The sequence below is a fragment of the Enterovibrio sp. FF113 genome, assembly GCF_041439165.1.
GTDB lineage: Bacteria > Pseudomonadota > Gammaproteobacteria > Enterobacterales > Vibrionaceae > Enterovibrio > Enterovibrio norvegicus_A.
This window is the reverse complement of the sequence record NZ_JBGONO010000022.1, coordinates 35,525-58,100: the sequence shown is the minus strand read 5'-3', so window position 1 is coordinate 58,100 and position 22,576 is coordinate 35,525. Positions and strand designations below refer to the sequence as shown.

Sequence of the window (22,576 nt, the reverse complement as noted above, 5' to 3'; positions counted from 1 at the left end):
CGGATTACGCGCTGTGTTGCTTGATAAGTTCAATGAAATGGTCGAACAGTGGGGCCGCATCGTGTGGGCCTGGGCTCGCTTCAGGGTGTCCCTGAAAGCTAAATGCTGGTTTATCTGTGCGATGAATACCTTGCAGTGAGCCATCAAACAGAGACTTGTGAGTAGCACGCAAGTTCTCTGGCAGAGTGTCTTCGTCTGCTGCAAAACCGTGGTTTTGGCTGGTGATCATCACCACATCGCGATCCAAGTCTTTCACAGGGTGGTTGGCGCCGTGGTGACCAAATTTCATCTTCACGGTTTTAGCGCCACTTGCCAGTGCCAGAATTTGGTGCCCCAAACAGATACCAAAAATCGGTAGGCCTTTTTCTAAGAATACTTTTGTTGCTTCAATAGCATAAGTACATGGCTCTGGGTCACCAGGACCGTTCGACAAGAACACGCCATCTGGGTTCATTGCCAGTACGTCTTCTGCAGGCGTCTGCGCTGGCACAACCGTCAAGCGGCAACCGCGGTCAACCAACATACGAAGGATGTTGCGCTTCGCACCAAAGTCATATGCCACTACGTGGTATGGCAATTCGCTATCATCTTTCGCTTCTGGCAGGCCACCTTCTAGTGTCCATGAGCCTTGCTTCCACTCATACGCTTCAGCAGTCGTCACTTCTTTTGCCAGATCCATGCCTTTCAAACCTGGGAAATCTTTTGCTTTGGCGAGCGCCAGCGCTTCATCAATACTGTCGGCGGCAACGATACAACCATTCTGTGTCCCTTTTTCGCGCAGCAGACGGGTCAACTTACGCGTGTCGATTTCAGCGATGCCAACGATGTTTTGAGATTTGAGATAATCAGAAAGGGATTGCTGACTGCGGAAGTTTGAAGCCATAAGCGGGAGGTCGCGGATTACCAAGCCTTGAGCGTGGATTTTGGAGGATTCTTCGTCTTCGGTATTCGTACCGGTATTGCCAATGTGGGGATAAGTGAGAGTAACAATTTGCTGGGAATAGGACGGGTCAGTGAGAATTTCTTGGTACCCCGTCATCGAGGTATTAAAAACAACTTCACCAACAGCAGTTCCATCAGCACCGATGGATTCACCGTGGAATACAGTCCCATCTTCCAGGACTAAGAGCGCAAACTTGCTCAAGACAACCTCCAAATCAATAAAAATGCAAAAAAAATAGATAGTTTTGCATCAAGTCATTCCATAGAAATGCCTAGTTCCGAAAAGCGGAATTTAGACAAATTGCGCGCATTTTAGATATTGCGGTCGAAAGTGTCAACAAGGAGTGAAAAAAGAATATGCTTTATAGCCAATAGATGGCAATTAGCGCATCAAGCAGACAAAAGACAGGCTTAACCTCTATAACTCAGCGGTTTTACATCCACGGAGCTAACACTTTTACCTCTTTGTCGACCACGGCGGTAAAAACACAACCAGCTCACTCCGCAACCGTTTACATGTTACCACTAAAGCCAAACTTTTAGCCATCACAGCGAGGTATTATAGCGTAACCCAATAAATAGCAGGTCAATGAGAGTGATATTCAGACTAGCGGCAGTCACATACTTGAAGAGTCGTTAGGGACAGGAATATGCAGCAAGTATTCACTTACTGCATAGGTAGGCATTATAGCTGATCGAGTTCCAATACATCTTGCATGGTAAAAAAGCCCGTATCTTTAGCTGCAACCCACTTGCCAGCGCGTACAGCGCCATTGGCAAACGTCATGCGGTTTGAGGCCTTATGGGTAATTTCAACACGCTCGCCGATGTCAGCAAACATGGCAGTGTGTTCACCAACGATGTCTCCCGCGCGAATGGTTGCAAAACCAATTTCGTCGCGAGTACGTTCACCCGTTATCCCTTCACGGGCATAAACAGCAACATCGCTCAGTTTGTTGCCCATTGCTCCGGCAATAGCCTCGCCCATGCCGATTGCAGTACCAGATGGCGCATCAACTTTGTGGCGGTGGTGGGCTTCAATGATTTCAATATCGCAGTAGTCACCCATTACTTTGGCGGCTTTTTCTAACAGCTTAAAAACCAAGTTAACACCGACACTGTAATTAGGTGCCATCACTAACGCGACATCACTTGCTGCTGCATCTATTTCAGCTCGCTGCTCTTCAGAAAAGCCCGTTGTGCCGATCACCAGTTTTTTGCCATGCTCTCTGCACAATGCTAAGTTCGCGAGTGTTGCAACTGGCGCAGTAAAATCAATGATGACATCAAAGTCATCAGCAACTTTCGCGAGATTATCGACAATCGCTATATCGCGTTTGCCTATACCAGCAAGTTCGCCTGCATCCGCACCAATTAAGCTTGATTCAGAGCGCTCGCTGGCCGCAGTAAAGACAACGCCTTCCATTGCGTCCGTGGCTTGAATTAGCTGTCGGCCCATTCGACCTGCAGCGCCCGCAATTGCTATGCGAACCATCATTTTCCCCTTGTTAACGTCCTGTTCATGCCGGATCACCGACACCAAATAATAATTTGTTATTCACTCTACCCTTTTCGCCACACGATGTATATTGGTGACGAAATCAAGAAAAAGGGAGCCATTAGCTCCCTTCAAAATGCGTTGCGATGCTTATTGCACCTGCTTGACTTGCAGTTCACGAGGCACTTCAAAGAACATATTTTCTTCACGTCCTTTTAGCTCTTCAACTGACGTTCCACCCAAAGCTTCAATGCGCGCAATGATCAGATTAACCAGTTCTTCCGGCGCAGATGCCCCTGCGGTCACACCAATTTTAGCTTTGCCATCAAACCATTCCGGTATCACGTCTTCAGCACAATCAATCAAGTAACCCGGCGTACCCAGCTTTTCACTCAGCTCGCGCAAACGATTCGAGTTCGAGCTGTTTTTCGAGCCAACAACGACCAATACATCACACTGGGTCGCGAGATCGCGCACGGCATCTTGTCTGTTTTGGGTTGCATAGCAAATGTCATCTTTACGCGGGCCTTGGATATCAGGGAACACTTGACGCAGGGTATCAATGACATCCGCAGTTTCATCCACAGACAACGTTGTTTGGCTGACATAATGAAGATTGGTTGGGTCTTTGACGACGAGCTTATAGACGTCTTCTGGTCGCTCGACCAAATACATACCGCCAGTATCGCTTGCGTACTGACCCATGGTTCCTTCCACTTCAGGATGACCTGCGTGACCAATCAGAACCACCTCCATATCACGGCGGCTTGCGCGTGCGACTTCCATATGGACTTTGGTCACCAACGGACAGGTAGCATCAAACACGGTCAGGCTGCGTGATTTCGCTTCCTGACGAACGGCTTGAGATACACCATGCGCAGAGAAAATCACGATGCTGTCATCGGGAACTTCACTCAGTTCTTCAACAAACACTGCGCCACGAGATTTCAGGCCCTCCACCACAAAGCGGTTGTGTACCACTTCATGACGCACATAAATTGGCGGTTGATAAAGTTCGAGTGCACGTTCAACAATGCTGATAGCACGGTCTACACCGGCACAAAACCCTCTTGGGTTTGCAAGCATGATTTTCATTGGGTTGCCTTTTGACCAACTTGTACTTTAACTGACGCTGATGATTTCAACGTCAAAGATAACACGGTGTCCTGCCAATGGATGGTTGAAATCCACGGTAACTGATTCGCCAGCCACTTCGGTGATCACGCCGGGGATCTCTTGGCCGCCAGGACCTGCAAAAGCAATAATGGTGCCTTCTTCTGCAGACGCGTCACCAACAAATAGCGTGCGATCCATATGCTGAACGTTATCTGGGTTAGGCATGCCGAACGCATCGGCAGGTTCAAGTGTGAAACTTCCCGCTTCGCCTTCGCTCAGACCCAGCAAACATTTCTCAAAATTTTCAGTCAGGCTGCCATCGCCCATCACCATCTTAGCGGGCTTACCTGAGGTTTTCGTGCTGTCTGCGACAGAACCATCTTCCATCTTAATAGTGAAATGCATGATCACTTCACTGTTTGCGATAATTTGCGTCATTCACTCAGATCCTTGAATTAGAAGGTGCGCCAAACAAACGTAGAAACACCCAAAACCACAAAATATATTGGGTTTTAAAACACTCATTATAAGAAAGCGCCGCTCGCAATTGCGAGCAGCGCCATCAATGTATTAACAGTCGAAAAGCACGGTGCTTATTCGGCCTCAGCGTGCGGCTTTTTTGATGCTCTCACGCTATCCAACACGATTAACCCTGCACCTACACAGATTGCTGCGTCGGCAAGATTGAATGCTGGCCAATGGCTGTTGCCGATATAGAAATCAAGAAAATCGACAACATATCCATGAACGAGACGATCAAACAAATTACCAATGGCGCCGCCGATCACGAGGGCATAAGCTACGTTCAAAATTCTGTTACTGGCAGGCGTACAACGCATCCAGTAAATCAATAGTCCCGACACGCCAAGTGCAATCGCTGCAAAGAACCAGCGTTGCCAACCGCCTGCATCACTCAAAAAGCTGAACGCTGCGCCATAGTTATGAACATATAACAGGTTAAAGAAAGGCAAAATCTCAATGCGGTTTGCCCAACCATATCCCATGGTATCCATCACGAACAACTTGGTGCCAATATCGAGAACGAACACCAGAAGCGCTAGCCAAAGCCAACGTACCCCTGATTGTTTCGTTGTCAGATCTTTCATCCAACCTTCCTACTATCGTTGAGCAAAAAGCTGGTGAACCAAGTCAGCCAGCTTTTGTCTTTGCTACTGTGTGATTAAACGAACCCGCAATTACGCGAATTGACGTTTTTCGCCTTCACCATCGATGTTGCTCACGCAACGGCCACAAAGTTCTTCGTGCCCTGCAATCGTGCCCACATCAGGCACATGGTGCCAGCAACGTTCACACTTCGCCGCTTCTGATTTCTCAACGACAACCGCCAGCCCATCAACATCAGTGACAACGGCTGATTCAGGTGCGGCATCCGTCGCAACCACAACGGCTTTCGACGTCAACAGAACAAAACGCAGTTCATCACCCATGGCTTGCAATTTAGCAGCGAACTCAGGGTTTGCATAAAGCGTGATTTCCGCTTCAAGTGAGCCACCAATTTTCTTGTCGTTACGTGCTTGCTCCAACACTTTGTTGACCGCACCACGTACGCGAAGCAATTCCGCCCAGAACGCGTTGTTCAGTTGCTCGTCATCGCTCAAACCAAACAGACCGTCGTACCATACTTCTGTGAATACGTACTTAGCACGGTTACCTGGCATCTCGTTCCAGATTTCATCCGCTGTGAACGACATGATAGGTGCCATCCAGCGAACCAGCGCTTCCATGATATGGAACAAGGCTGTTTGACAGCTACGGTGTGCGAGACCACCTGCTTTCGCGGTGTACTGACGGTCTTTGATGATGTCCAAATAGAATGAACCCATCTCAACCGAGCAGAATTGCATCAAACGCTGTGTGACTTGGTGGAAGTTACACTCTTCAAATGCTTTCAGCATTTCTTCTTGCGCTTCTAGTGCTTTACCTACCGCCCAGCGATCTGCAATCACCATATCTTGTGCAGCAACCATGTCCGTTTCTGGGTTGAAACCATTAAGGTTCGCCAGAAGGAAACGCGCCGTGTTACGGATACGACGGTAAGCGTCAGCACTACGCTTTAGGATTTCATCAGACACCGTCATTTCACCGGTGTAGTCTGTTGAAGCAACCCACAAACGCAGAATGTCACCACCCAGTTTGTTCATCACTTCTTGTGGTGAAACCACATTACCGATCGACTTCGACATCTTACGGCCCTGACCATCAACGGTGAAACCGTGGGTCAGCACTTGCTTGTAAGGGGCGTGATTTTTAATCGCCACTGACGTTAGCAGTGATGATTGGAACCAACCACGGTGTTGATCAGAACCTTCCAAGTACATGTCCGCTTCGTGACCGTTAAATTCAGGACGCTGATTCACAACCGCATAGTGCGTTGCGCCTGAATCGAACCATACATCCAGCGTATCCAGCACTTTTTCGTAATGCGCTGCATCGTCGCCAAGCAGCTCGTCGATGTTAAGATCCCACCAAGCTTGAATGCCTGATTGTTCAACTTTTTGAGCCACTTGCTCAATCAATTCAACCGTATTCGGGTGCAGCTCTGATGTTTCTTTATGAACAAACAAAGCAATGGGTACGCCCCAAGTGCGTTGACGAGAGATACACCAATCAGGGCGACCATCTACCATCGATTCAATACGGTTTTGACCCCATTCAGGGATCCACTGTACATTTTTGATTTCTTCCAGCGCTTTCGCACGCAGACCCGCTTTCTCCATTGAGATAAACCACTGCGGGGTTGCACGGAAAATGATCGGCGTTTTATGGCGCCAGCAATGCGGGTAGCTGTGCTCAAACGCATGATGATGCAGCAATGCACCGTGCTCTTTCAGCACGTCAATCACGTTGTTGTTAGCTTTTAAAACGTGTTGACCCGCAAACAGCTCAGTGTCTGGCAGGTAAACGCCGTTGCTGCCAACAGGGTTTGCGACTTCTAGTCCGTATTTTTGACCAACAACAAAGTCTTCTTGACCGTGGCCTGGTGCGGTGTGAACCACGCCTGTACCTGATTCAGTCGTTACGTGTTCACCGCAAACAACTGGCACATCAAAGTTGTAGAACGGGTGGTTGAAGCGCAATAACTCCAACGCATCACCATTACAGAAACCCAGATTATGGAAGTGTTCGATACCGACACGATCCATCACTGACTTCACAAGTTCTGCAGCCATGATCAAACGACGTGGTGTTTCACCTTCTACCTGAACCAGCACATATTCCAGTGCACTAGCGACAGCAACCGCACGGTTAGCTGGCAGCGTCCAAGGTGTTGTGGTCCAGATAACGATAGACACATCGCCGTGACCTTCATGACCTTCCGCCAAGTTTAACTTAGACAGCACAGCCGCTTCGTCCGTGGCACGGAACATCACATCAATCGATGGTGACACTTTGTTCTCGTATTCTACTTCTGCTTCTGCCAATGCGGAGCCACAGTCTGTACACCAGTGAACAGGTTTGAAACCTTTGTGTAAGTGACCATTGCCAGCAATTTTGCCCAGTGCACGAATGATGTTGGCTTCGGTACCGAAGTCCATGGTCAAGTAGGGCTTGTCCCACTCGCCCAATACACCTAGACGTTTGAAGTCAGCTTTCTGGCCTTCAACTTGCTTGGCGGCATACTCACGGCATTTTTGACGAAACTCAGCAGCAGACACTTTTTGGCCTGGCTTACCGATTTTCTTCTCAACCATCAGTTCAATTGGCAAACCATGACAATCCCAACCAGGGATGTAAGGCGCGTCAAAATCAGACAGCGTTTTAGACTTAACAATAATGTCTTTAAGAATTTTGTTTACTGAGTGACCAATGTGAATATTGCCATTCGCATACGGAGGGCCGTCATGCAAAATGAAGGATTTCTTACCCTTCTTCGCTTTACGGATCTCGCCGTAAAGATCTTCCTCATACCAACGCTTAAGCATTTGTGGCTCGCGCTGAGCAAGATTACCTCGCATCGGAAACGCGGTTTCCGGCAGGTTTAAGGTATCTTTAAAGTCACTCATTGATTGTTCATTCCGTATATGGACATTATTTATTAGACGGCTCAGACAACCATGCACGCGCTGTCTGAGCATCAAGTTCAATTTGGGCTTTCAACTCGTCAAGCGAGCCGAATTTCATCTCGTCACGCAGCTTATGAAGAAGCTGGACTTCGATATGTCGACCATAGAGATCTTCCTCAAGGTCGAAAAGATGTACTTCAAGTTGTTGACGCACACCGTTAACTGTTGGCCGAGTGCCGACGTTAGCCACACCGCCTAGCCATTGGTTTGTTTCGATACCGCCAACCTTGACCACATAGACACCGGACACGGGTGTCACTCGGCGTTTCAATGGCACATTGGCAGTCGGGAAGCCAATCGTCCTCCCCAATTTTTTACCGTGTGAGACTCGCCCACTGATGCTGTAGGGTCTGCCGAGCATGTCCTCAGTAGCTAACTGATTACCATCCGCCAATTCATTTCGGATAGCGGTGCTACTCACACGCTGCGTAGAAACGGTAAAGCTTTGAGTGCTGACCACTTCAAAACCTACACTCCGCGCTTCATCTTGCAGATAACAAAAATCGCCCTGACGCTCAGCGCCAAAGCGAAAGTCATCGCCGACCACGAGAAACTTAACACCCAATTGTTCAGCCAACAAGCGATGAACAAAGTCATACGGTGTCATGGCAGCAAACTTCGCATTGAAATTCACCACCAATAGACGCTCAACGCCCAATTTGGCTAACTGGGTGTACTTATCACGCAAACGCGTCAGTCTAGCGGGCGCTTGCTCTTGGGAGAACAGTTCTCTTGGTTGAGGTTCAAATACCATCACGGTTGATGGCAGCCCTAGCCCACGTGCTTTTTCAACCACGCGTTTTAGCACTTTTTGATGCCCCAAATGCACACCATCAAAGTTGCCGATAGTCAGTACACATCCACGGTGCCTGTCTCGGATGTTATGAATACCTCGGATCAATTCCATAGTGCTAAAACTGCTTTCCCCTCAAAAAAACCGACGGATTATATACTAATCGCCTCAATCAATCAGCCTTCTATGCGAAGTTGATGGGGTCTTAGACCCAAAACCAGTAATGATACGAGGTAAGTGACTGCACCTGCGCCAATTATTCCTGACAGCATATAAATTCTCTGCCACAAATCCATTGCCAACCAGCGGTCATTTTCTGGCATCAATCCCAAAATCAGGCCCCCCATCAGCACCACCGCGATCATCAAACGTAACGTAAAGATCACCGTCTCTTTGCTAATGCGATAAACCCCCTGCTTGTGCAGTCCGCGATACAACAAACCTGCATTAATCAGCGCTGAGAGTGCCGTTGCCATTGCCAGCCCCACATAGCCATAGAAGTATGCAAATATTAGGTTAAAGACCATATTACTAACCATAGCAATAATGCCGTATCGAACGGGTGTTTTGGTATCTTGACGTGCGTAATATCCAGGGGCGAGAACCTTGATGAGCATAAAATTCAACAAACCTGATGAATAGGCAACCAGCGACAATGACGCGGCGTTGACATCATCCACTCCAAATTCACCGCGCATGAACAACACCATCAGCATGGGTTTGGCCAATATCATCATGCCAATCATCGCAGGAGCGCCCAAAAGCAGCACCATGCGAATGCCCCAGTCCATGGTGCTTGCAAACTGCCCCGATGTTTGTTCAACGTGCTTTTTGGATAACGCTGGCAAGATCACCGTTGCGATCGCGATGCCGAACAAACCCAGAGGAAACTCCAACAAACGGTCTGAGTAATACAACCAACTGATGGAGCCTGTTGCTAAGAAACTGGCAATAAATGTATCCAGCAACAAATTAATCTGACTTACCGACACACCAAACAGCGCAGGGATCATCAAGGTGCGAATTTTCACCACACCGGGATGTTTCCAGCCCCATTTAGGGCGGACAAGCATGCCTTCGCGATAAAGAAATGGGATCTGAAACGCAAACTGAATCAAACCACCCAGAAAAACGCCAATACCCAATCCGACTTCGGGCTGATCCATGCTGGGTGCTATCCAGATCGCGGCTGAAATCATCGCAATATTGAGAAATACTGGCGTAAAGGACGAAACTGCAAAACGGCCAAGGGTGTTTAAAATTGAACCCGCTAACGCCACAAAACTAATAAACCACAGATAGGGAAACGTGATTTTTAGTACCAGTGATGCCAATTCAAATTTATATGCCGACGGGCCATCATTCCACCAATCAACAAACCACCCCATACCAAAAAGTGCGGTAATCACTGGCGATGCGATGACACCAATCACCGTCACAATAGTGACCAACACACCTAATGTGCCTGAAACATAGGCAATTAATTCACGCGTTTTGTTTTTGTCATCACTGGCCTGATACTCAGCAAGTACAGGCACAAAGGCTTGCGAAAAAGCACCTTCGGCAAATAACCGACGCAAAAAATTAGGGATTTTATTAGCAAAAAAGAAAACATCTGCGGCGGCGCCAGCGCCCATAAGATTCGCAATAACAACATCACGAACCAAACCCATGACACGCGATACCATGGTCATAAAGCTGACAATCATCCCCGATCGAAGCAATCGCTTTGACACCTGTAACCCCTTAATACGAAAAATAAAGTAAGATGCATTCGACCGCTGATGTTAACACGTCTTTTTTTATTGAGTTTTAGACGTTGTGACAACTGCGAAAAGACAGATAAAAGGCTTACTTCATACTGAGAATGCTGGTAGAATCTGCCGCCATATTAACCGCGATGTTCGTCACATGCCATTGCAATGGCAATGCGGCGGATTATTGCACAAATGAATTGACAACTAGGGTAAAACGGGGCATATTCCTCGGCCTTAAATTGTCACCGAATATAAGATTTGGGAGTTAGACCCTTGGCGAATATCAAATCTGCTAAGAAGCGTGCAATCCAATCTGAGAAGCGCCGTCAGCACAATGCAAGCCGTCGCTCAATGATGCGCACTTATCTGAAAAAAACCATCACCGCTATTGCAGCTGGTGATAAAGAAGCAGCTACTAAAGCATTTGCTGAAGCTCAACCTATTCTTGACCGTATGGCTACTAAAGGCCTTATCCACAAGAACAAGGCCGCTCGTCATAAAGCTAGCCTAGTTGCTCAAATCAAAGCTCTGTAATAAGCGCTAAGATTTGAAATAAAAAAAACCGGCCTAAAGCCGGTTTTTTTTATTTCTATTTTCTACCGCGTCACTTATTTGTCTTTGCAATAGAGTTGATGCAAGGTCATCATAATGGTCTGCACCTCAATGCTCTTCAATGAGTAGTAGACCGTCTGTGCCTCTTTACGCGTTGCCACTAAGCCATCACGTCGCAACCATGCCAGATGTTGAGATAGAGCCGACTGACTCAGCTCAAGCTTATCACTGAGCGTCCCCACAGACATTTCCCCTTCCAGCAAATAACAAAGTATGAATAGTCTGCGCTCATTTGCCATTGCTTTAAGCAATTGCACTGCCTTGGGCCCAGTTTCCTGCATTTGTTTTAATTCCATACTTACTGCCTATTCACCTACATCTAAAAGGTTGTTCACGTTGATTTAAGTGTATCATTCAACATATGAGCAACAATGCCTTGCGTTTAAGAAATCCATTTCATAAGGTAAGACTAATGGAACAGTTTGCTAAAGTCAGCCTCACAGATGCGTTTTACCGCAGGATGTTGGATCATCCTTTCCGCAAATATAACGTAATACTCTTCTTTTAATTCCTCTACTTGGGCAATCTCTTGAATGTCCGGCAAGTCGAGTATGTCAGCCGAGTACAACGTTGGTGCAACAAACATTGCCCGATGATTCGCCCCAAAAGCTTTCATTAATGCGGCATCATCAAACTCACCCAGTATCGTTGGTGTTATACCTTGGCTATCAAACCAGTGCATCAGCTTGCGTCCCATCGCTGTCCGACTGCCAGGAATGAGCAACTTATGTTCTTCAATTATGGCAGGGAATCTTTCTTTTGATACAGCACCTGAGCAAAAGAAGCTCATGATGCTTTCGCCTATCTTTACGCTAAACAATCCAGGGCTTTGACTTGAATCCACTGGACAGTCAGACAAAATCATATCCAGCTTATGCTGCCTCAGTTGCTCAAGAAGCAGTTCATGGGTCGATTCATAGCAACGAAGGTGAATACCATCATCGTCGGGAATCGCTTTTAGCAGTACACGACTCACCAGGCTTTTCGACAATGCATCGGCCACGCCAACATCAAATAGCTCATTCTCTCGCTGACTATAGTTAATGATATCTAACATTTCGTAGCTAATACCGAACATCTTGTCAGCGTACTTGTAAACCAACTGACCGAGCTCAGTTGGTTCGACATGCCTACCTGAACGTTTAGTCAGTTTACCGTTCAGACGGTCTTCTAAGGTACGTATTTGGCCGGTTACTGTCTGCGGTGTCAGGAATAATGCTTCAGCCGCTTTTGAGACTGAGCCTTTTTTGCAGACCATCCAGAAATAATAGAGGTGGTTGTAGTTTAAATGCGACATAGCTTCTCAACGTAAAAAGCGCCTCACCACGAGGACGTAGTGATGGCGCTTTTTGATTAGGTCATGATCTGGTTTTCTTCAGTGAGGTTAGAGCCACAATAATGCTGACCTCACATGCTAATCTGCCTCAATGATCATCTTTACTCGATGCGTTTAACACAGCCAGTTTGAGTCAGCACAACCAGTCCTGCTATCAAAGATGCAGTGAAATACACGCTTTAATAATCAATACTCACTTTTTCCCCATCGCCATCTTCTTCCGCCGCTGGTGATTTAGGCAGTACCGCACTCAATAGTGCGTAGCCAGCAAGCGCGGAAACCGTAGACCCAATCAAAATACCCAATCGAGAGAACGTGATGTAGCTTTGGTCCACACCCACAAACGCGAGCGAAGAGATGAATATCGACATCGTAAAGCCGATACCACATAGCAGTGAAACCGCAAAGATTTGCTTAAAGTTGACGTTTTCAGGTAATCGCGCCACACCTGTTTTTACAGCAATCCAGCTGAAGGTAAAAATACCTAACGGCTTACCAATCAGCAGACCCAACGCAATCCCTAGCGGCAGCATGTTAGTCAGGCTTGCCAGTGACACACCTTCCAACGAGACACCCGCATTAGCAAATGCGAACAAAGGAAGAATCAGAAATGCCGCGTAGGGATGAATGGCATGCTCTAGCGTTTTTAGCGGGGATTTTCCGTCTTTGCCACCCGCCAGAGGGATAGCAAAACCAAGCACCACACCCGCCAACGTCGCATGCACGCCGGATTTCAACACACTGAACCAGAGAATCGCGCCAACCAGCAAGTACCATTTCACGCCAGTGACGTTCTTGGTGTTCATTAAGAACAATACGGCGGTAGAAATAAAGGCAACCACTAACGCAGTAATAGAAAGATCGCTGCTATAAAACAGCGCGATCACGACAATGACGCCTAAATCATCAATAATCGCCAGCGCGAGCAAGAAAACTTTCAGAGACAAAGGCACACGCTTACCGAGCAATGCCATCACGCCGAGTGCGAAAGCGATGTCTGTTGCTGCGGGGATAGCCCAACCATTTATGGTCACAGGATCTGAATAGTTAAATGCCAAATAAACCAAAGCAGGTGCCAGCATGCCACCTACGGCAGCAATAGCAGGAAAAATCGCTTTTTCTTTCGTATTAAGGGCACCCTCAATGAGTTCCCTTTTCACTTCGAGTCCGATCAGCATAAAGAAGATAGCCATCAGACCATCATTGATCCAATGCGCGACCGATAAACCAGCTATGTAGCTATGAAGAGCGCCATCATATAGCGGCTGCAAGGGTGAGTTGGCAATCACAATCGCCAATATTGCAGCAATGATCAGCACCAAACCGCCGGCTGATTCCATCTTCATAAACTGACGAATCGCATCAGTCATTTAAAGCACTCCGTTAAAATTAAGTAATCCCTATTAGTCTAGTCACCAATCATCATTAAAGAAAAATCGGTTCTTTGGAGATTAAACCTCGGAATATCCGAAGTTTCCACCAAAAAGTGACACTTTTTTCGTGGTGTGAAACATGACCCTGTCATAAATGCCCCTCAATGTGACATCTTTTACGATAAATATCGCGCGTTTGGGCGCTTTTTAACCACTTGAAAAATACCACACAAAAACAATTAAATCATTGTTTCTATTAATCAAAACACAGGATGAACATGTAGCTTTACACCTATTCTTATCATTGGTCAGCAGTCAGAATTAAAACTGTAATATTAGTGAAATATTTCCTACCTACTATTCGCTCAGATTAATTCATTGACACAAATCTGACATACAACTGTCTCGGAGATTTCCTTATGACATCCCAAGCTTCTACTGCTGCTCCAATTAACAGCTCTAAGAATTGGGTACGTTGGGCCAACCTGGCACTGATGCTTTATATTCTGCTTGTTGCAGTTTCCATGGTTGGTAGTGGTTTTAAATGGGCGGCAGGTGACGAAGCGAGAACCCTGTTTGAATTCGCCTCTCACCCTGTAGCGGGTCTGATGATCGGTATCGTTGCAACCGCACTGATCCAATCTTCAAGCACAGTCACATCGATTATTGTTGGTCTGGTTGCCGGTGGCCTACCAGTCGAAACAGCTATTCCTATGATTATGGGTGCCAACATTGGTACGACCGTAACCAATACCTTGGTGAGCCTAGGCCACGCGCGCTGTAAAGAAGAATTCCGCCGAGCATTCACCTGCGCAACCGTTCATGATTTCTTTAACTTAATGGCTGTCTCCATTTTCCTTCCTTTGGAAATGATGTTTGGTCTGTTAGACAAAATTTCGAGCTGGTTGGTTGCACCTCTAATGTTTGATGGCAACCTGAGCATGAAAGGTCTGGACTTCATGGGTCCATTGACTAAGCCTTTGGTTAACGGCACGAAAGGTCTGTTCTCTTCACTGCCTGGTGACTGGGGTGGCGTAGCGCTTATCTTCCTAGGTATTGCATTGATCTTTGCTGCTATTACCATGATGGGTAAATTGATGCGCAAACTAATGGTTGGTCGTGCAAAAGAGCTTCTTCACAATGCCATCGGTCGTGGCCCTCTGCACGGCATCGCATCAGGCACCTTAGTGACGATTCTGGTTCAGTCTTCTTCAACAACGACAAGCTTGATGGTTCCTTTGGTTGGCACCAATGTTCTCAAGGTACGTGATGTTTATCCCTTCACCCTTGGTGCAAACATCGGTACCTGTATCACTGCGCTACTTGCCGCGACAGCAGTGACGGGTCCTAACGCGGTATTTGCTCTGCAAATCGCGCTGGTACACCTTGTGTTCAACGTACTTGCTACACTGCTTATCTTTGGTACGCCATTCTTGCGCGAAATCCCATTGAAGTGCGCAGAGAAGCTGGGCGAGGTTGCAGCGAAGAACAAGCTGGCTGTGGTTGCGTACCTTGGTTTGGTATTTGTTGCGATTCCATCAATCGTTATGTTAGCGACACAGTAAGTCAAAACACATTCGATAAAACGCCCGCTGATGCGGGCGTTTTTTTTGGGGAAAATAGAGCAGGTCTTGGGTACTGGGTACTGCGATATGTTGATACCTGCATTTTCTACATTAAGCACTTGCTTGTGCTTTTCCTAGGATCTGAGTCCTGCTCCTCCTAGTCTCTGCGCTTTATTTCCCACAAAAAAACCGGGAAATCCCCGGCTTCTGAATACTTGCTGTTCAAACCTGACTGATTAAATCGCGATCGGCGCCTTAATGCTTGGCTGCGCGTCATATCCTTCGATAACAAAGTCTTCCAACGTGTAATCAAAGATTGAGTCAGGCTTACGTGCGATCGTTAGCGTCGGCTTGTTGCCAGGCACACGCTTGAGCTGCTCATAGACGATATCGTCAGTTAAATGGTTATGATAAAGATGCACATCACCGAAGGTATGCACAAAATCTCCCACTTCCAAATCACATTGCTGCGCAATCATATGCGTGAACAAAGCGTAACTGGCGATATTGAATGGCACACCGAGAAAGTAATCTGCACTGCGCTGATATAGCTGGCATGACAGTTTTCCGTCAGCCACATAGAACTGGAATAAACAGTGGCAAGGAGCCAGCGCCATTTTCCCCTGTTCGACATTGGCTTGAGGGCCTATGCTCTCATCCGGCAAATCTGCTGGATTCCATGCGGTGATAATATGACGACGTGAATTAGGTTTGATTTTAATTTGCTCAATGAGCTCGGCAATTTGATCAACAGTAGAGCCATCAGGACACGCCCACGAACGCCATTGAGCGCCATAGACAGGGCCAAGGTCACCGCTTTCTGTCGCCCACTCATCCCAAATACTGACATTGTTGTCCTGTAAATACTTGATGTTGGTGTCACCGTTTAAGAACCAAAGCAACTCTTGAATAATGGCACGCGTATACAGCTTCTTGGTCGTCAGCATCGGGAAACCTTCGCTGAGATCAAAACGCAACTGTCGACCAAAGACAGAGCGCGTACCCACACCCGTGCGATCGCCACGATCGCTGCCGTTATCAATGATATCCTGCATCAAATCAAGATACTGCTTCATGACTATTCCTTACATTACCCATCCACCAGCAGGCTGAATGGCAGATTAAAGACAAAGAAAACCGCAGACAGGCTGCGGCTTAAGAATGCAAAATTAGGCTGAGCGGGTCGCGTTTTTCGCGCGACGATATGCCCAAACCATCATGAGTGCCCCACCAATGATCATCGGTGTCGACAAAATTTGTCCCATGCTTATCCAATCACCAAATAGGCCGAGGTGCGCATCGGGTTCACGGAAGAATTCGACGATAAAACGGAACGAACCATACCCAATCAAGAACAAGCCTGATATTGCACCAGCAGGACGAGGATGACGCGCAAACCAGTTAAGGATCAGGAACAGCACCACACCTTCAAGCGCGAACTCATACAGCTGCGAAGGGTGACGCGCAATCGGACCACCCGTAGGAAATATTACGCCCCACGGTGCATCAGTAGCGCGTCCCCACAATTCACCATTGATGAAGTTACCCAGTCGTCCGGCGCCCAATCCAAATGGTACCAGCGGCGCAATGAAATCAGACACGGTGAAAAAGGTGCGCTTGGTTTTGCGTGCAAACCAAAACATGGCGGTAATAACACCGAGCAAGCCACCATGGAAAGACATACCGCCCGTCCACACTTTGAACAAAAAAATAGGATCAGCAAGGAAAGCATCAAATTGATAGAAGAGCACATAGCCAATGCGCCCGCCTAGCACAACGCCTAAGAATCCCGCAAACAGTAAGTCACTGACCTCATCACGTGTCCAGCCACTACCAGCCTTGTCAGCACGACGATTAGCTAACCAAAGGGCAAACGCAAAGCCCGCTAGATACATTAAACCGTACCAACGAATCGCAAGCGGGCCAATTTCAATCAGGATGGGATCAATTTGGGGAAATGTCAGAGACATAGAGTTGTCTTCCTTAGCTTAAAAACATACTTGCCCCAACCAAGAGCAAGAACACGGCAAAAACACGTTTAATGATTGGCGTCGGCAACCGTGAAGTCAGCCTCGCTCCATATCGCGTTGTAAAAACAGAGGTGACTACAATACCAATCAACGCAGGTAAGTAAACATATCCCACGCTGAACCTTGGTAAGGTTTCAGTTTGTGTCAGCCCAAAAAAGATAAAACCCGCCATACCTGCTAGCGCGAGAAAAACACCACATAAAGAGGCACTGCCGATCGCTTGGCGCATTTCAACGCCATAGTAATTGAGGTAAGGCACAGTCAGCGACCCACCTCCAATACCCGCAAGGCTAGCAATCATGCCTATCAGACCGCCACTGAACACATTTCTTACAGGCGAAGGGAACGGCTTAGCGGGCTTAACGCGTAATGACAGCGCCATTTGAAGCGCCAACAAAAGCACAATAACGCCAAACACACGAGGCAGGTATTCCGCAGGTAATCGATCGGCGATCGCGCTACCCAATAAACCGCCAAGCAATACGCCGGGCAACAGGCTTCGCACAACAGCAGGCAGTACATTGCCTAAACGGTAATGGGTATAAGCGGAAGAAGAAGAAGTAATAACAATGCTGGCCAGCGATGTGGCAAGTGCCATTGGCATAACCAATGAAGGTGTGATGCCCGCCCACGGCAAAAGTACCGATAGCGCAGGCACAACGATCAAGCCACCACCAATGCCAAGCAAACCTGCTAGCAAACCGACGCAGCTGCCGAGTACAAGGCATGCCCCGAACAGCCACAAGGTGGCATCAACCATGAAAATGTTCCTATTTGCCGACTCGGATGAGGCCACCCAAGCTATAACGTTCTAAAAAGTCTTCTGAGGCTTTTCGTATCTCGCCAGTTAAAGACAACTGCTGCATCGCGAGAACATGTTTCTGCAACGCCTCTGACGGGATATGACGAAGTACATATTTGATCTTGGCAACGCTACGCGTATTCATACTGAGCTGTCGATAACCCATACCCACCAGCAATGCAGCGCCTATGGGATCACCTGCGAATTCACCACACACGCTCACAGGTAACTTCAATCGTTGGCTGCTCATCAAGATCTGGTGAAGCACAGCCAGCACTGAAGGATGAAATGTATCATAGACGTCCGCCACACGGGCATTGTTTCGATCTACAGCTAACAGATACTGAGTCAAATCATTGGTACCGACAGACAGAAAATCGATATGCGGAGCAATTGCATCAAACTGGTAAAGCACCGATGGCACTTCAACCATAATACCAAGACGCGGCTTGTTGAGTTTCTTCCCTTGTGACACGGCTATTTCAGACACTTCATTAAATGCCCGATTCACCAGCGTTTTTGCTTCTAGTAGCTCCGAAAGCCCTGAAATCATCGGCAGAAGAATAGCGAGATTGTCTCGCCCAATACTGGCACGCAGCATGGCTCTGACTTGAATAAGGAAGATATCGGGGTGATCGAGCGTGAAACGAATGCCTCGCCAACCCAAAAACGGATTGTCTTCTTCGATTTTCAGATAAGGAAGCGGCTTGTCTCCGCCAATGTCGAGTGTTCGCATCACGACAGATTGCTTTGGGTAGCAATCCAGTATCGACTGGTACTGCTTTACCTGATCCTCTTCTGAAGGAAAGCTGCGTTGCATCAAGAACGGCACTTCCGTTCGGTATAAACCCACGCCGTCAACACCACGGTTAATCGCAATACTCGTATCGGCACTGAGCCCCGCATTGAGGTGGATCTCCACCCTCACGCCATCTGCAGTTTCTGTGCGCCGAGTAAACGCACTGTCCACCTCTTGTTGCAGCTCCAGTTCTTCATCGCGAAGGCGCTTGTACTCTTTAAGAATGTGCGCAGAGGGCTCAACCAGCACGCGACCTTTAAAGCCATCCAGCACCACTTTTTTCTGGTGAATGATTTGTGGGTTAAATTCCACCCCCATCACGGCAGGAATACCTAATGCTCGCGCTAAAATTGCAGCATGCGCATTCACCGCGCCCTCTTCTGCCACCACACCTGCCAAGCAGTCTCGTGGAATGGCAGCCAACATCGCCGCGGTCAGCTCTCGGGCAAACAAAATGACGGGCTCATCAAGGTTCCACTGCTTGGTTTCCTGATTCTCGAGGAAATACAACAAACGCTGACCAAGCTCTTTTACGTCATTAGCACGATCACGAAGATAGGGATCGGACATGTTTTGGAAACGTTCAGCAAAAGAATCAATCGTTTGCTTAACAGCCCACTCCGCGAGATCGCCCTGCTGAATGTGCTCGTTCATGGCTTTGCGAAGCACAGGATCGTTCAGTAAATGGATAAAAAGATCGAAGATCGCCAGCGTGTCTTGATTCAACTCATTGTCAAAACGCTTTCTCAGGCGACGGAAATCAGAAATCGCAGCACTTAACGCACCCTCTAAGCGATCACGCTCTTTTTGGTTATCCAGACAAGAAGCAGGAGAAACAAGATCGAGGCGAGGCTGGGAAACATCACACCACGCTTTTGCAATTGCGACACCGGGAGACGCTGCGGCACCTTCCAATAGCAAAGAGCCTTTGACATCGCTCGGCCACAAGCCTTGCGCTTTAGCATGGGCAAACACCACAGCCAACTGCGCAGCTAAGGTTACAAGAAAAGACTCTTCGCTTTCGTTGAACTGACGGGAATCTCGTTGCTGCACAACCAGCACACCGAGAACCTGACGACGATAAATGATTGGGGTGCCAAGAAACGCATTAAAAACGTCTTCACCGATATCAGGGAAATGTTTAAAGTCGACATGCCCACTGGCAAAGGCAAGATTGATGGGTTCTGCTCGACGGCCAACAAGGCCGATGAGACCTTCGTTGAAAGACAGCGCCACACGACGCGATTTCGCATTGAGGCCTTGGGTGGCCATCAATTCATAGACTTGGCGATCGTGATCGGCGATGTAAACAGAGCAACACTCTGTATCCATCGCAGAGCAGGTCTCACTCACTAAAGTATTGAGCGCTTGCTTAACGTCACTGGATGACGCCACGTTATTAACGATATCTCGCAGTTTCGTCAGCATCGGCGCCCTCTAAGCCTTCCTTTAGTTTTTAGCTGAGCCTCGTTTACCTTTACTGCGCTTCACTTTTCGCTCACGAAAAGGCATCGCAATCGCTGCAAACTCTTTCATTGCGCGTCGGTAAACATCGCGTTTAAACGACACCACCTGCCTGACCGGATACCAGTAGCTGACCCAACGCCAACCATCAAATTCTGGCGTACCACTCCGTTGCATGTTCACTTTTGACTCGTCACATTCCAGCTTGAGCAAAAACCATTTTTGCTTTTGCCCAATACACACTGGTTTTGAATCCCAACGAACCAGACGTTTTGGCAACTTGTATCGCAACCAATGGCGACTTGTCGCCAGGATCTTTACGTCTTTTTTCGAGAGCCCTACTTCCTCGTATAACTCTCGGTACATGGCTTGTTCCGGCGTTTCACCGTCATCAATACCACCTTGGGGGAATTGCCAGGAATGTTGTCCATATCGACGAGCCCAGAGAACCTGACCGTGGCTGTTGCATATTACTATCCCTACATTAGGACGGTAACCATCGCCATCTATCACTGGACGACCTCAAATATAAATCTCTATTAACAGTGATTTTTTCACACTATGTACACAGTGGTAAACAAACATTGTGAATGAAACGCATTTTTTGGGGAGTTCAACCGCCTTTAGGGATAAAACAAGCCCTCACCATAAGTTATAAACAACTTGATGAGACCAAGCGCACATTTATTCACGCTTTCTGTGGATAGATTTGTGAAGAACACCGTTTAAACTGTAATAAAGCATGATGTGATGGCCATACATGATTTTACGCCCATTTGAGAAACCAAAAATAAACCATTTAATATCAATGCTTTGAATGAGAAAAAAAACAAACCACATTCTATTTCCTCCTTGGAGAATCAATAAGATCTTAAAGTGCTCAAAGATCCACCAAAATGAGAGTTACCCACACCATTCGTACACTTCCTCATCAATAATGGACGATCGCTCTATAATCAACACATTAAAAGCACTGTATATGCATCCATGACACTAGGGAGTCATGATTATCGCTTGATCCTTGTGGATAACATTGGAAAATACTCATTACTGAGTGATCCCATTGTCAGTCCCATACAAACACTGGTGTTTTCAGTGTTTGGCTGATAGCGTTCTGACGATTAACATTGAATGGATAGCCCCATGATCCCCGCGCCAACAACCGAACAAGAATTGCTCGATCGTGCTTATGCTCTGGCAGGATTTACCCTTGGCGAGCTTGCTTCGCAACGAGACATTGCTTGTCCTGCCGATCTTCGTCGTGAAAAAGGCTGGGTCGGTATGTTGTTGGAAAACTGTCTGGGTGCGACAGCTGGGAGCAAGCCAGAGCAAGATTTTCAGGATCTTGGTATTGAGCTGAAATCGATCCCCATTAGCCACAGTGGTAAACCGCTAGAAACCACCTTTGTATGCGTTGCGCCGCTAACTGGTGTTCATGGACTGACATGGGAAAGTAGCCACATCCGCAATAAGTTGTCCAAAGTGTTGTGGGTGCCTGTTGAAGGCGAACGCGAAATCCCGGTGTCAGAACGCCGCGTTGGAATGCCGCTTATCTGGCAACCATCACAAGAGGAAGAGAAACAACTTAAGGCAGATTGGGAAGAATTAATGGAGTTTATTGTGCTAGGCAAGATCCACGAGATTTCAGCAAAACACGGTGAATTTATGCAGCTACGCCCGAAAGCGGCTAACAGCAAAGTGAAGACAGAAGCTTACGGGGCAAATGGTCAACCTATCAAAACGTTACCTAGAGGCTTTTATTTACGAACCCAATTCACCGCAAGGATACTCGCCCGACATTTCTTATTATCAGATAGCGAGTAACCGAAAGATACAGAGTCTATTGCAGTTGGCGTGTTCGTTGACCCGCTAGAGCGAGATCTCCATGTCTTCTTTGCACGAGGCATCGGCAGGACCAAATTCATCATAGGGGTCAAGTAAGCGCATCGTTACCTTTCTAATACCGAGCTTTTTCAGCTTGGCACTGACTTGCTCCATGTTGTCAAAGTGCATCACTTCATCGGTTTTATCATCTCTCAAAGGTTCTAGTTGATGCCTAACTTCCACTTCCACAATATGTTGTGCCCCGCCAGCATGTGCCACCACATAGCAATGCGGCACATTGTCAGGGTGAGCCTGTATCCAATTTTTCAATTGCTTTAATTTCATCTCGCCTCCCGCATTGTTAACCAAATGTTAATCCTAGTATAAAAATGGGGCTGACTGACAGATTATCTTGATGAAATTTCTGTTTATGCTGTGTGATTTTCACTCTTGGTGCATCTTGCTGACTGTCTTTTACTCAACGAGTTGAAGTCGTACAAGCTTTCACTGTTTTTGAAGCTTGTACCTGAGGCAGAATCTCCTAAGATGGAAGTTCAAACCTCTTCTCTCGACAATGAGC

The 22,576-nt window shown here is 47.3% G+C and carries 20 protein-coding genes; 3 read left to right on the top strand and 17 right to left on the bottom strand.

Annotated elements, in window-relative coordinates:
• Nucleotides 1–4: 4 nt before the first annotated feature.
• The 8 genes from carA to murJ form a co-directional block, all read right to left on the bottom strand.
• Nucleotides 5–1,144: a glutamine-hydrolyzing carbamoyl-phosphate synthase small subunit gene (gene carA / locus ACED36_RS17095; protein ID WP_016961674.1), complete on the bottom strand. Its 1,140-nt coding sequence runs from the start codon at nt 1,142–1,144 to the stop codon at nt 5–7.
• A 483-nt stretch (nt 1,145–1,627) separates the two neighbouring features.
• Nucleotides 1,628–2,437, bottom strand: a complete 810-nt coding sequence (dapB, locus tag ACED36_RS17090) for a 4-hydroxy-tetrahydrodipicolinate reductase (protein WP_016961675.1) — start codon at nt 2,435–2,437, stop codon at nt 1,628–1,630.
• A 153-nt stretch (nt 2,438–2,590) separates the two neighbouring features.
• Complete coding sequence (gene ispH, locus ACED36_RS17085; protein ID WP_371733564.1) at nt 2,591–3,535, bottom strand: 4-hydroxy-3-methylbut-2-enyl diphosphate reductase; 945 nt, start codon at nt 3,533–3,535, stop codon at nt 2,591–2,593.
• Nucleotides 3,536–3,562: 27 nt separating this feature from the next.
• Nucleotides 3,563–3,994, bottom strand: coding sequence for an FKBP-type peptidyl-prolyl cis-trans isomerase (gene fkpB, locus ACED36_RS17080; protein WP_371733563.1), 432 nt, complete (start codon nt 3,992–3,994; stop codon nt 3,563–3,565).
• Between the two features lie 155 nt (nt 3,995–4,149).
• Entirely contained in the window at nt 4,150–4,662 is a 513-nt protein-coding gene (lspA, locus tag ACED36_RS17075; RefSeq protein ID WP_016961679.1) for a signal peptidase II, read from the bottom strand.
• Nucleotides 4,663–4,752: 90 nt separating this feature from the next.
• Complete coding sequence (gene ileS, locus ACED36_RS17070; RefSeq protein ID WP_371733562.1) at nt 4,753–7,581, bottom strand: isoleucine--tRNA ligase; 2,829 nt, start codon at nt 7,579–7,581, stop codon at nt 4,753–4,755.
• Between the two features lie 25 nt (nt 7,582–7,606).
• Nucleotides 7,607–8,548, bottom strand: coding sequence for a bifunctional riboflavin kinase/FAD synthetase (gene ribF, locus ACED36_RS17065; RefSeq protein ID WP_016961681.1), 942 nt, complete (start codon nt 8,546–8,548; stop codon nt 7,607–7,609).
• A gap of 62 nt (nt 8,549–8,610) precedes the next feature.
• Entirely contained in the window at nt 8,611–10,170 is a 1,560-nt protein-coding gene (gene murJ, locus ACED36_RS17060) for a murein biosynthesis integral membrane protein MurJ (RefSeq protein ID WP_371733561.1), read from the bottom strand.
• Nucleotides 10,171–10,464: 294 nt separating this feature from the next.
• On the opposite strand from murJ, the gene rpsT reads away from it, so the two are divergent.
• Nucleotides 10,465–10,725 carry a 30S ribosomal protein S20 gene (gene rpsT, locus ACED36_RS17055; RefSeq protein ID WP_016961683.1) on the top strand — a complete coding sequence of 87 codons (261 nt, stop codon included), beginning with the start codon at nt 10,465–10,467 and terminating at the stop codon, nt 10,723–10,725.
• Between the two features lie 74 nt (nt 10,726–10,799).
• Here the strand turns inward: rpsT and ACED36_RS17050 are convergent, their stop codons facing one another.
• The 3 genes from ACED36_RS17050 to nhaA all read right to left on the bottom strand — a co-directional run bounded on the left by ACED36_RS17050 (nt 10,800) and on the right by nhaA (nt 13,509).
• Nucleotides 10,800–11,099 (bottom strand): metalloregulator ArsR/SmtB family transcription factor, encoded by a 300-nt coding sequence (locus tag ACED36_RS17050; RefSeq protein WP_017005838.1) that lies wholly within the window; start codon nt 11,097–11,099, stop codon nt 10,800–10,802.
• Nucleotides 11,100–11,212: 113 nt separating this feature from the next.
• Complete coding sequence (gene nhaR, locus ACED36_RS17045; protein WP_016961685.1) at nt 11,213–12,100, bottom strand: transcriptional activator NhaR; 888 nt, start codon at nt 12,098–12,100, stop codon at nt 11,213–11,215.
• A gap of 218 nt (nt 12,101–12,318) precedes the next feature.
• Nucleotides 12,319–13,509, bottom strand: coding sequence for a Na+/H+ antiporter NhaA (nhaA, locus tag ACED36_RS17040; RefSeq protein WP_016961686.1), 1,191 nt, complete (start codon nt 13,507–13,509; stop codon nt 12,319–12,321).
• A 422-nt stretch (nt 13,510–13,931) separates the two neighbouring features.
• On the opposite strand from nhaA, the gene ACED36_RS17035 reads away from it, so the two are divergent.
• On the top strand, nt 13,932–15,077 hold the full coding sequence (locus ACED36_RS17035) for a Na/Pi symporter (protein ID WP_017004586.1): 1,146 nt from the start codon (nt 13,932–13,934) through the stop codon (nt 15,075–15,077).
• A 236-nt stretch (nt 15,078–15,313) separates the two neighbouring features.
• Here the strand turns inward: ACED36_RS17035 and ACED36_RS17030 are convergent, their stop codons facing one another.
• The 5 genes from ACED36_RS17030 to rppH form a co-directional block, all read right to left on the bottom strand.
• A complete protein-coding gene (locus tag ACED36_RS17030; RefSeq protein ID WP_017004585.1) occupies nt 15,314–16,153 on the bottom strand; it encodes a thymidylate synthase in 840 nt (279 codons plus the stop codon).
• A gap of 93 nt (nt 16,154–16,246) precedes the next feature.
• Entirely contained in the window at nt 16,247–17,047 is an 801-nt protein-coding gene (gene lgt, locus ACED36_RS17025; protein ID WP_017004584.1) for a prolipoprotein diacylglyceryl transferase, read from the bottom strand.
• Between the two features lie 13 nt (nt 17,048–17,060).
• Nucleotides 17,061–17,867 carry a sulfite exporter TauE/SafE family protein gene (locus ACED36_RS17020; protein ID WP_016961690.1) on the bottom strand — a complete coding sequence of 269 codons (807 nt, stop codon included), beginning with the start codon at nt 17,865–17,867 and terminating at the stop codon, nt 17,061–17,063.
• Nucleotides 17,868–17,877: 10 nt separating this feature from the next.
• Nucleotides 17,878–20,136, bottom strand: coding sequence for a phosphoenolpyruvate--protein phosphotransferase (gene ptsP / locus ACED36_RS17015; protein ID WP_017004583.1), 2,259 nt, complete (start codon nt 20,134–20,136; stop codon nt 17,878–17,880).
• Between the two features lie 21 nt (nt 20,137–20,157).
• The gene (gene rppH, locus ACED36_RS17010) at nt 20,158–20,685 is read right to left on the bottom strand and encodes an RNA pyrophosphohydrolase (RefSeq protein ID WP_026024019.1); all 528 of its coding nucleotides are present in this window, start codon (nt 20,683–20,685) and stop codon (nt 20,158–20,160) included.
• 630 nt (nt 20,686–21,315) lie between these two features.
• Here rppH and mutH point away from each other — a divergent pair.
• Entirely contained in the window at nt 21,316–21,996 is a 681-nt protein-coding gene (gene mutH / locus ACED36_RS17005) for a DNA mismatch repair endonuclease MutH (protein WP_016961694.1), read from the top strand.
• 45 nt (nt 21,997–22,041) lie between these two features.
• On the opposite strand, the gene ACED36_RS17000 is transcribed toward mutH, so the two are convergent.
• On the bottom strand, nt 22,042–22,341 hold the full coding sequence (locus tag ACED36_RS17000) for a DUF6482 family protein (protein ID WP_016961695.1): 300 nt from the start codon (nt 22,339–22,341) through the stop codon (nt 22,042–22,044).
• Nucleotides 22,342–22,576: the final 235 nt, after the last annotated feature.

Excerpts from the sequence above, each read along its gene's own strand:
- dapB (WP_016961675.1), bottom strand. The coding sequence starts at position 2,437 with ATGGTTCGCATAGCAATTGCGGGCGCTGCAGGTCGAATGGGCCGACAG.
- ispH (WP_371733564.1), bottom strand. The coding sequence starts at position 3,535 with ATGAAAATCATGCTTGCAAACCCAAGAGGGTTTTGTGCCGGTGTAGAC.
- fkpB (WP_371733563.1), bottom strand. The coding sequence starts at position 3,994 with ATGACGCAAATTATCGCAAACAGTGAAGTGATCATGCATTTCACTATT.
- lspA (WP_016961679.1), bottom strand. The coding sequence starts at position 4,662 with ATGAAAGATCTGACAACGAAACAATCAGGGGTACGTTGGCTTTGGCTA.
- ileS (WP_371733562.1), bottom strand. The coding sequence starts at position 7,581 with ATGAGTGACTTTAAAGATACCTTAAACCTGCCGGAAACCGCGTTTCCG.
- ribF (WP_016961681.1), bottom strand. The coding sequence starts at position 8,548 with ATGGAATTGATCCGAGGTATTCATAACATCCGAGACAGGCACCGTGGA.
- ACED36_RS17050 (WP_017005838.1), bottom strand. The coding sequence starts at position 11,099 with ATGGAATTAAAACAAATGCAGGAAACTGGGCCCAAGGCAGTGCAATTG.
- nhaR (WP_016961685.1), bottom strand. The coding sequence starts at position 12,100 with ATGTCGCATTTAAACTACAACCACCTCTATTATTTCTGGATGGTCTGC.
- nhaA (WP_016961686.1), bottom strand. The coding sequence starts at position 13,509 with ATGACTGATGCGATTCGTCAGTTTATGAAGATGGAATCAGCCGGCGGT.
- ACED36_RS17035 (WP_017004586.1), top strand. The coding sequence starts at position 13,932 with ATGACATCCCAAGCTTCTACTGCTGCTCCAATTAACAGCTCTAAGAAT.
- ACED36_RS17030 (WP_017004585.1), bottom strand. The coding sequence starts at position 16,153 with ATGAAGCAGTATCTTGATTTGATGCAGGATATCATTGATAACGGCAGC.
- lgt (WP_017004584.1), bottom strand. The coding sequence starts at position 17,047 with ATGTCTCTGACATTTCCCCAAATTGATCCCATCCTGATTGAAATTGGC.
- ACED36_RS17020 (WP_016961690.1), bottom strand. The coding sequence starts at position 17,867 with ATGGTTGATGCCACCTTGTGGCTGTTCGGGGCATGCCTTGTACTCGGC.
- ptsP (WP_017004583.1), bottom strand. The coding sequence starts at position 20,136 with ATGCTGACGAAACTGCGAGATATCGTTAATAACGTGGCGTCATCCAGT.
- mutH (WP_016961694.1), top strand. The coding sequence starts at position 21,316 with ATGATCCCCGCGCCAACAACCGAACAAGAATTGCTCGATCGTGCTTAT.
- ACED36_RS17000 (WP_016961695.1), bottom strand. The coding sequence starts at position 22,341 with ATGAAATTAAAGCAATTGAAAAATTGGATACAGGCTCACCCTGACAAT.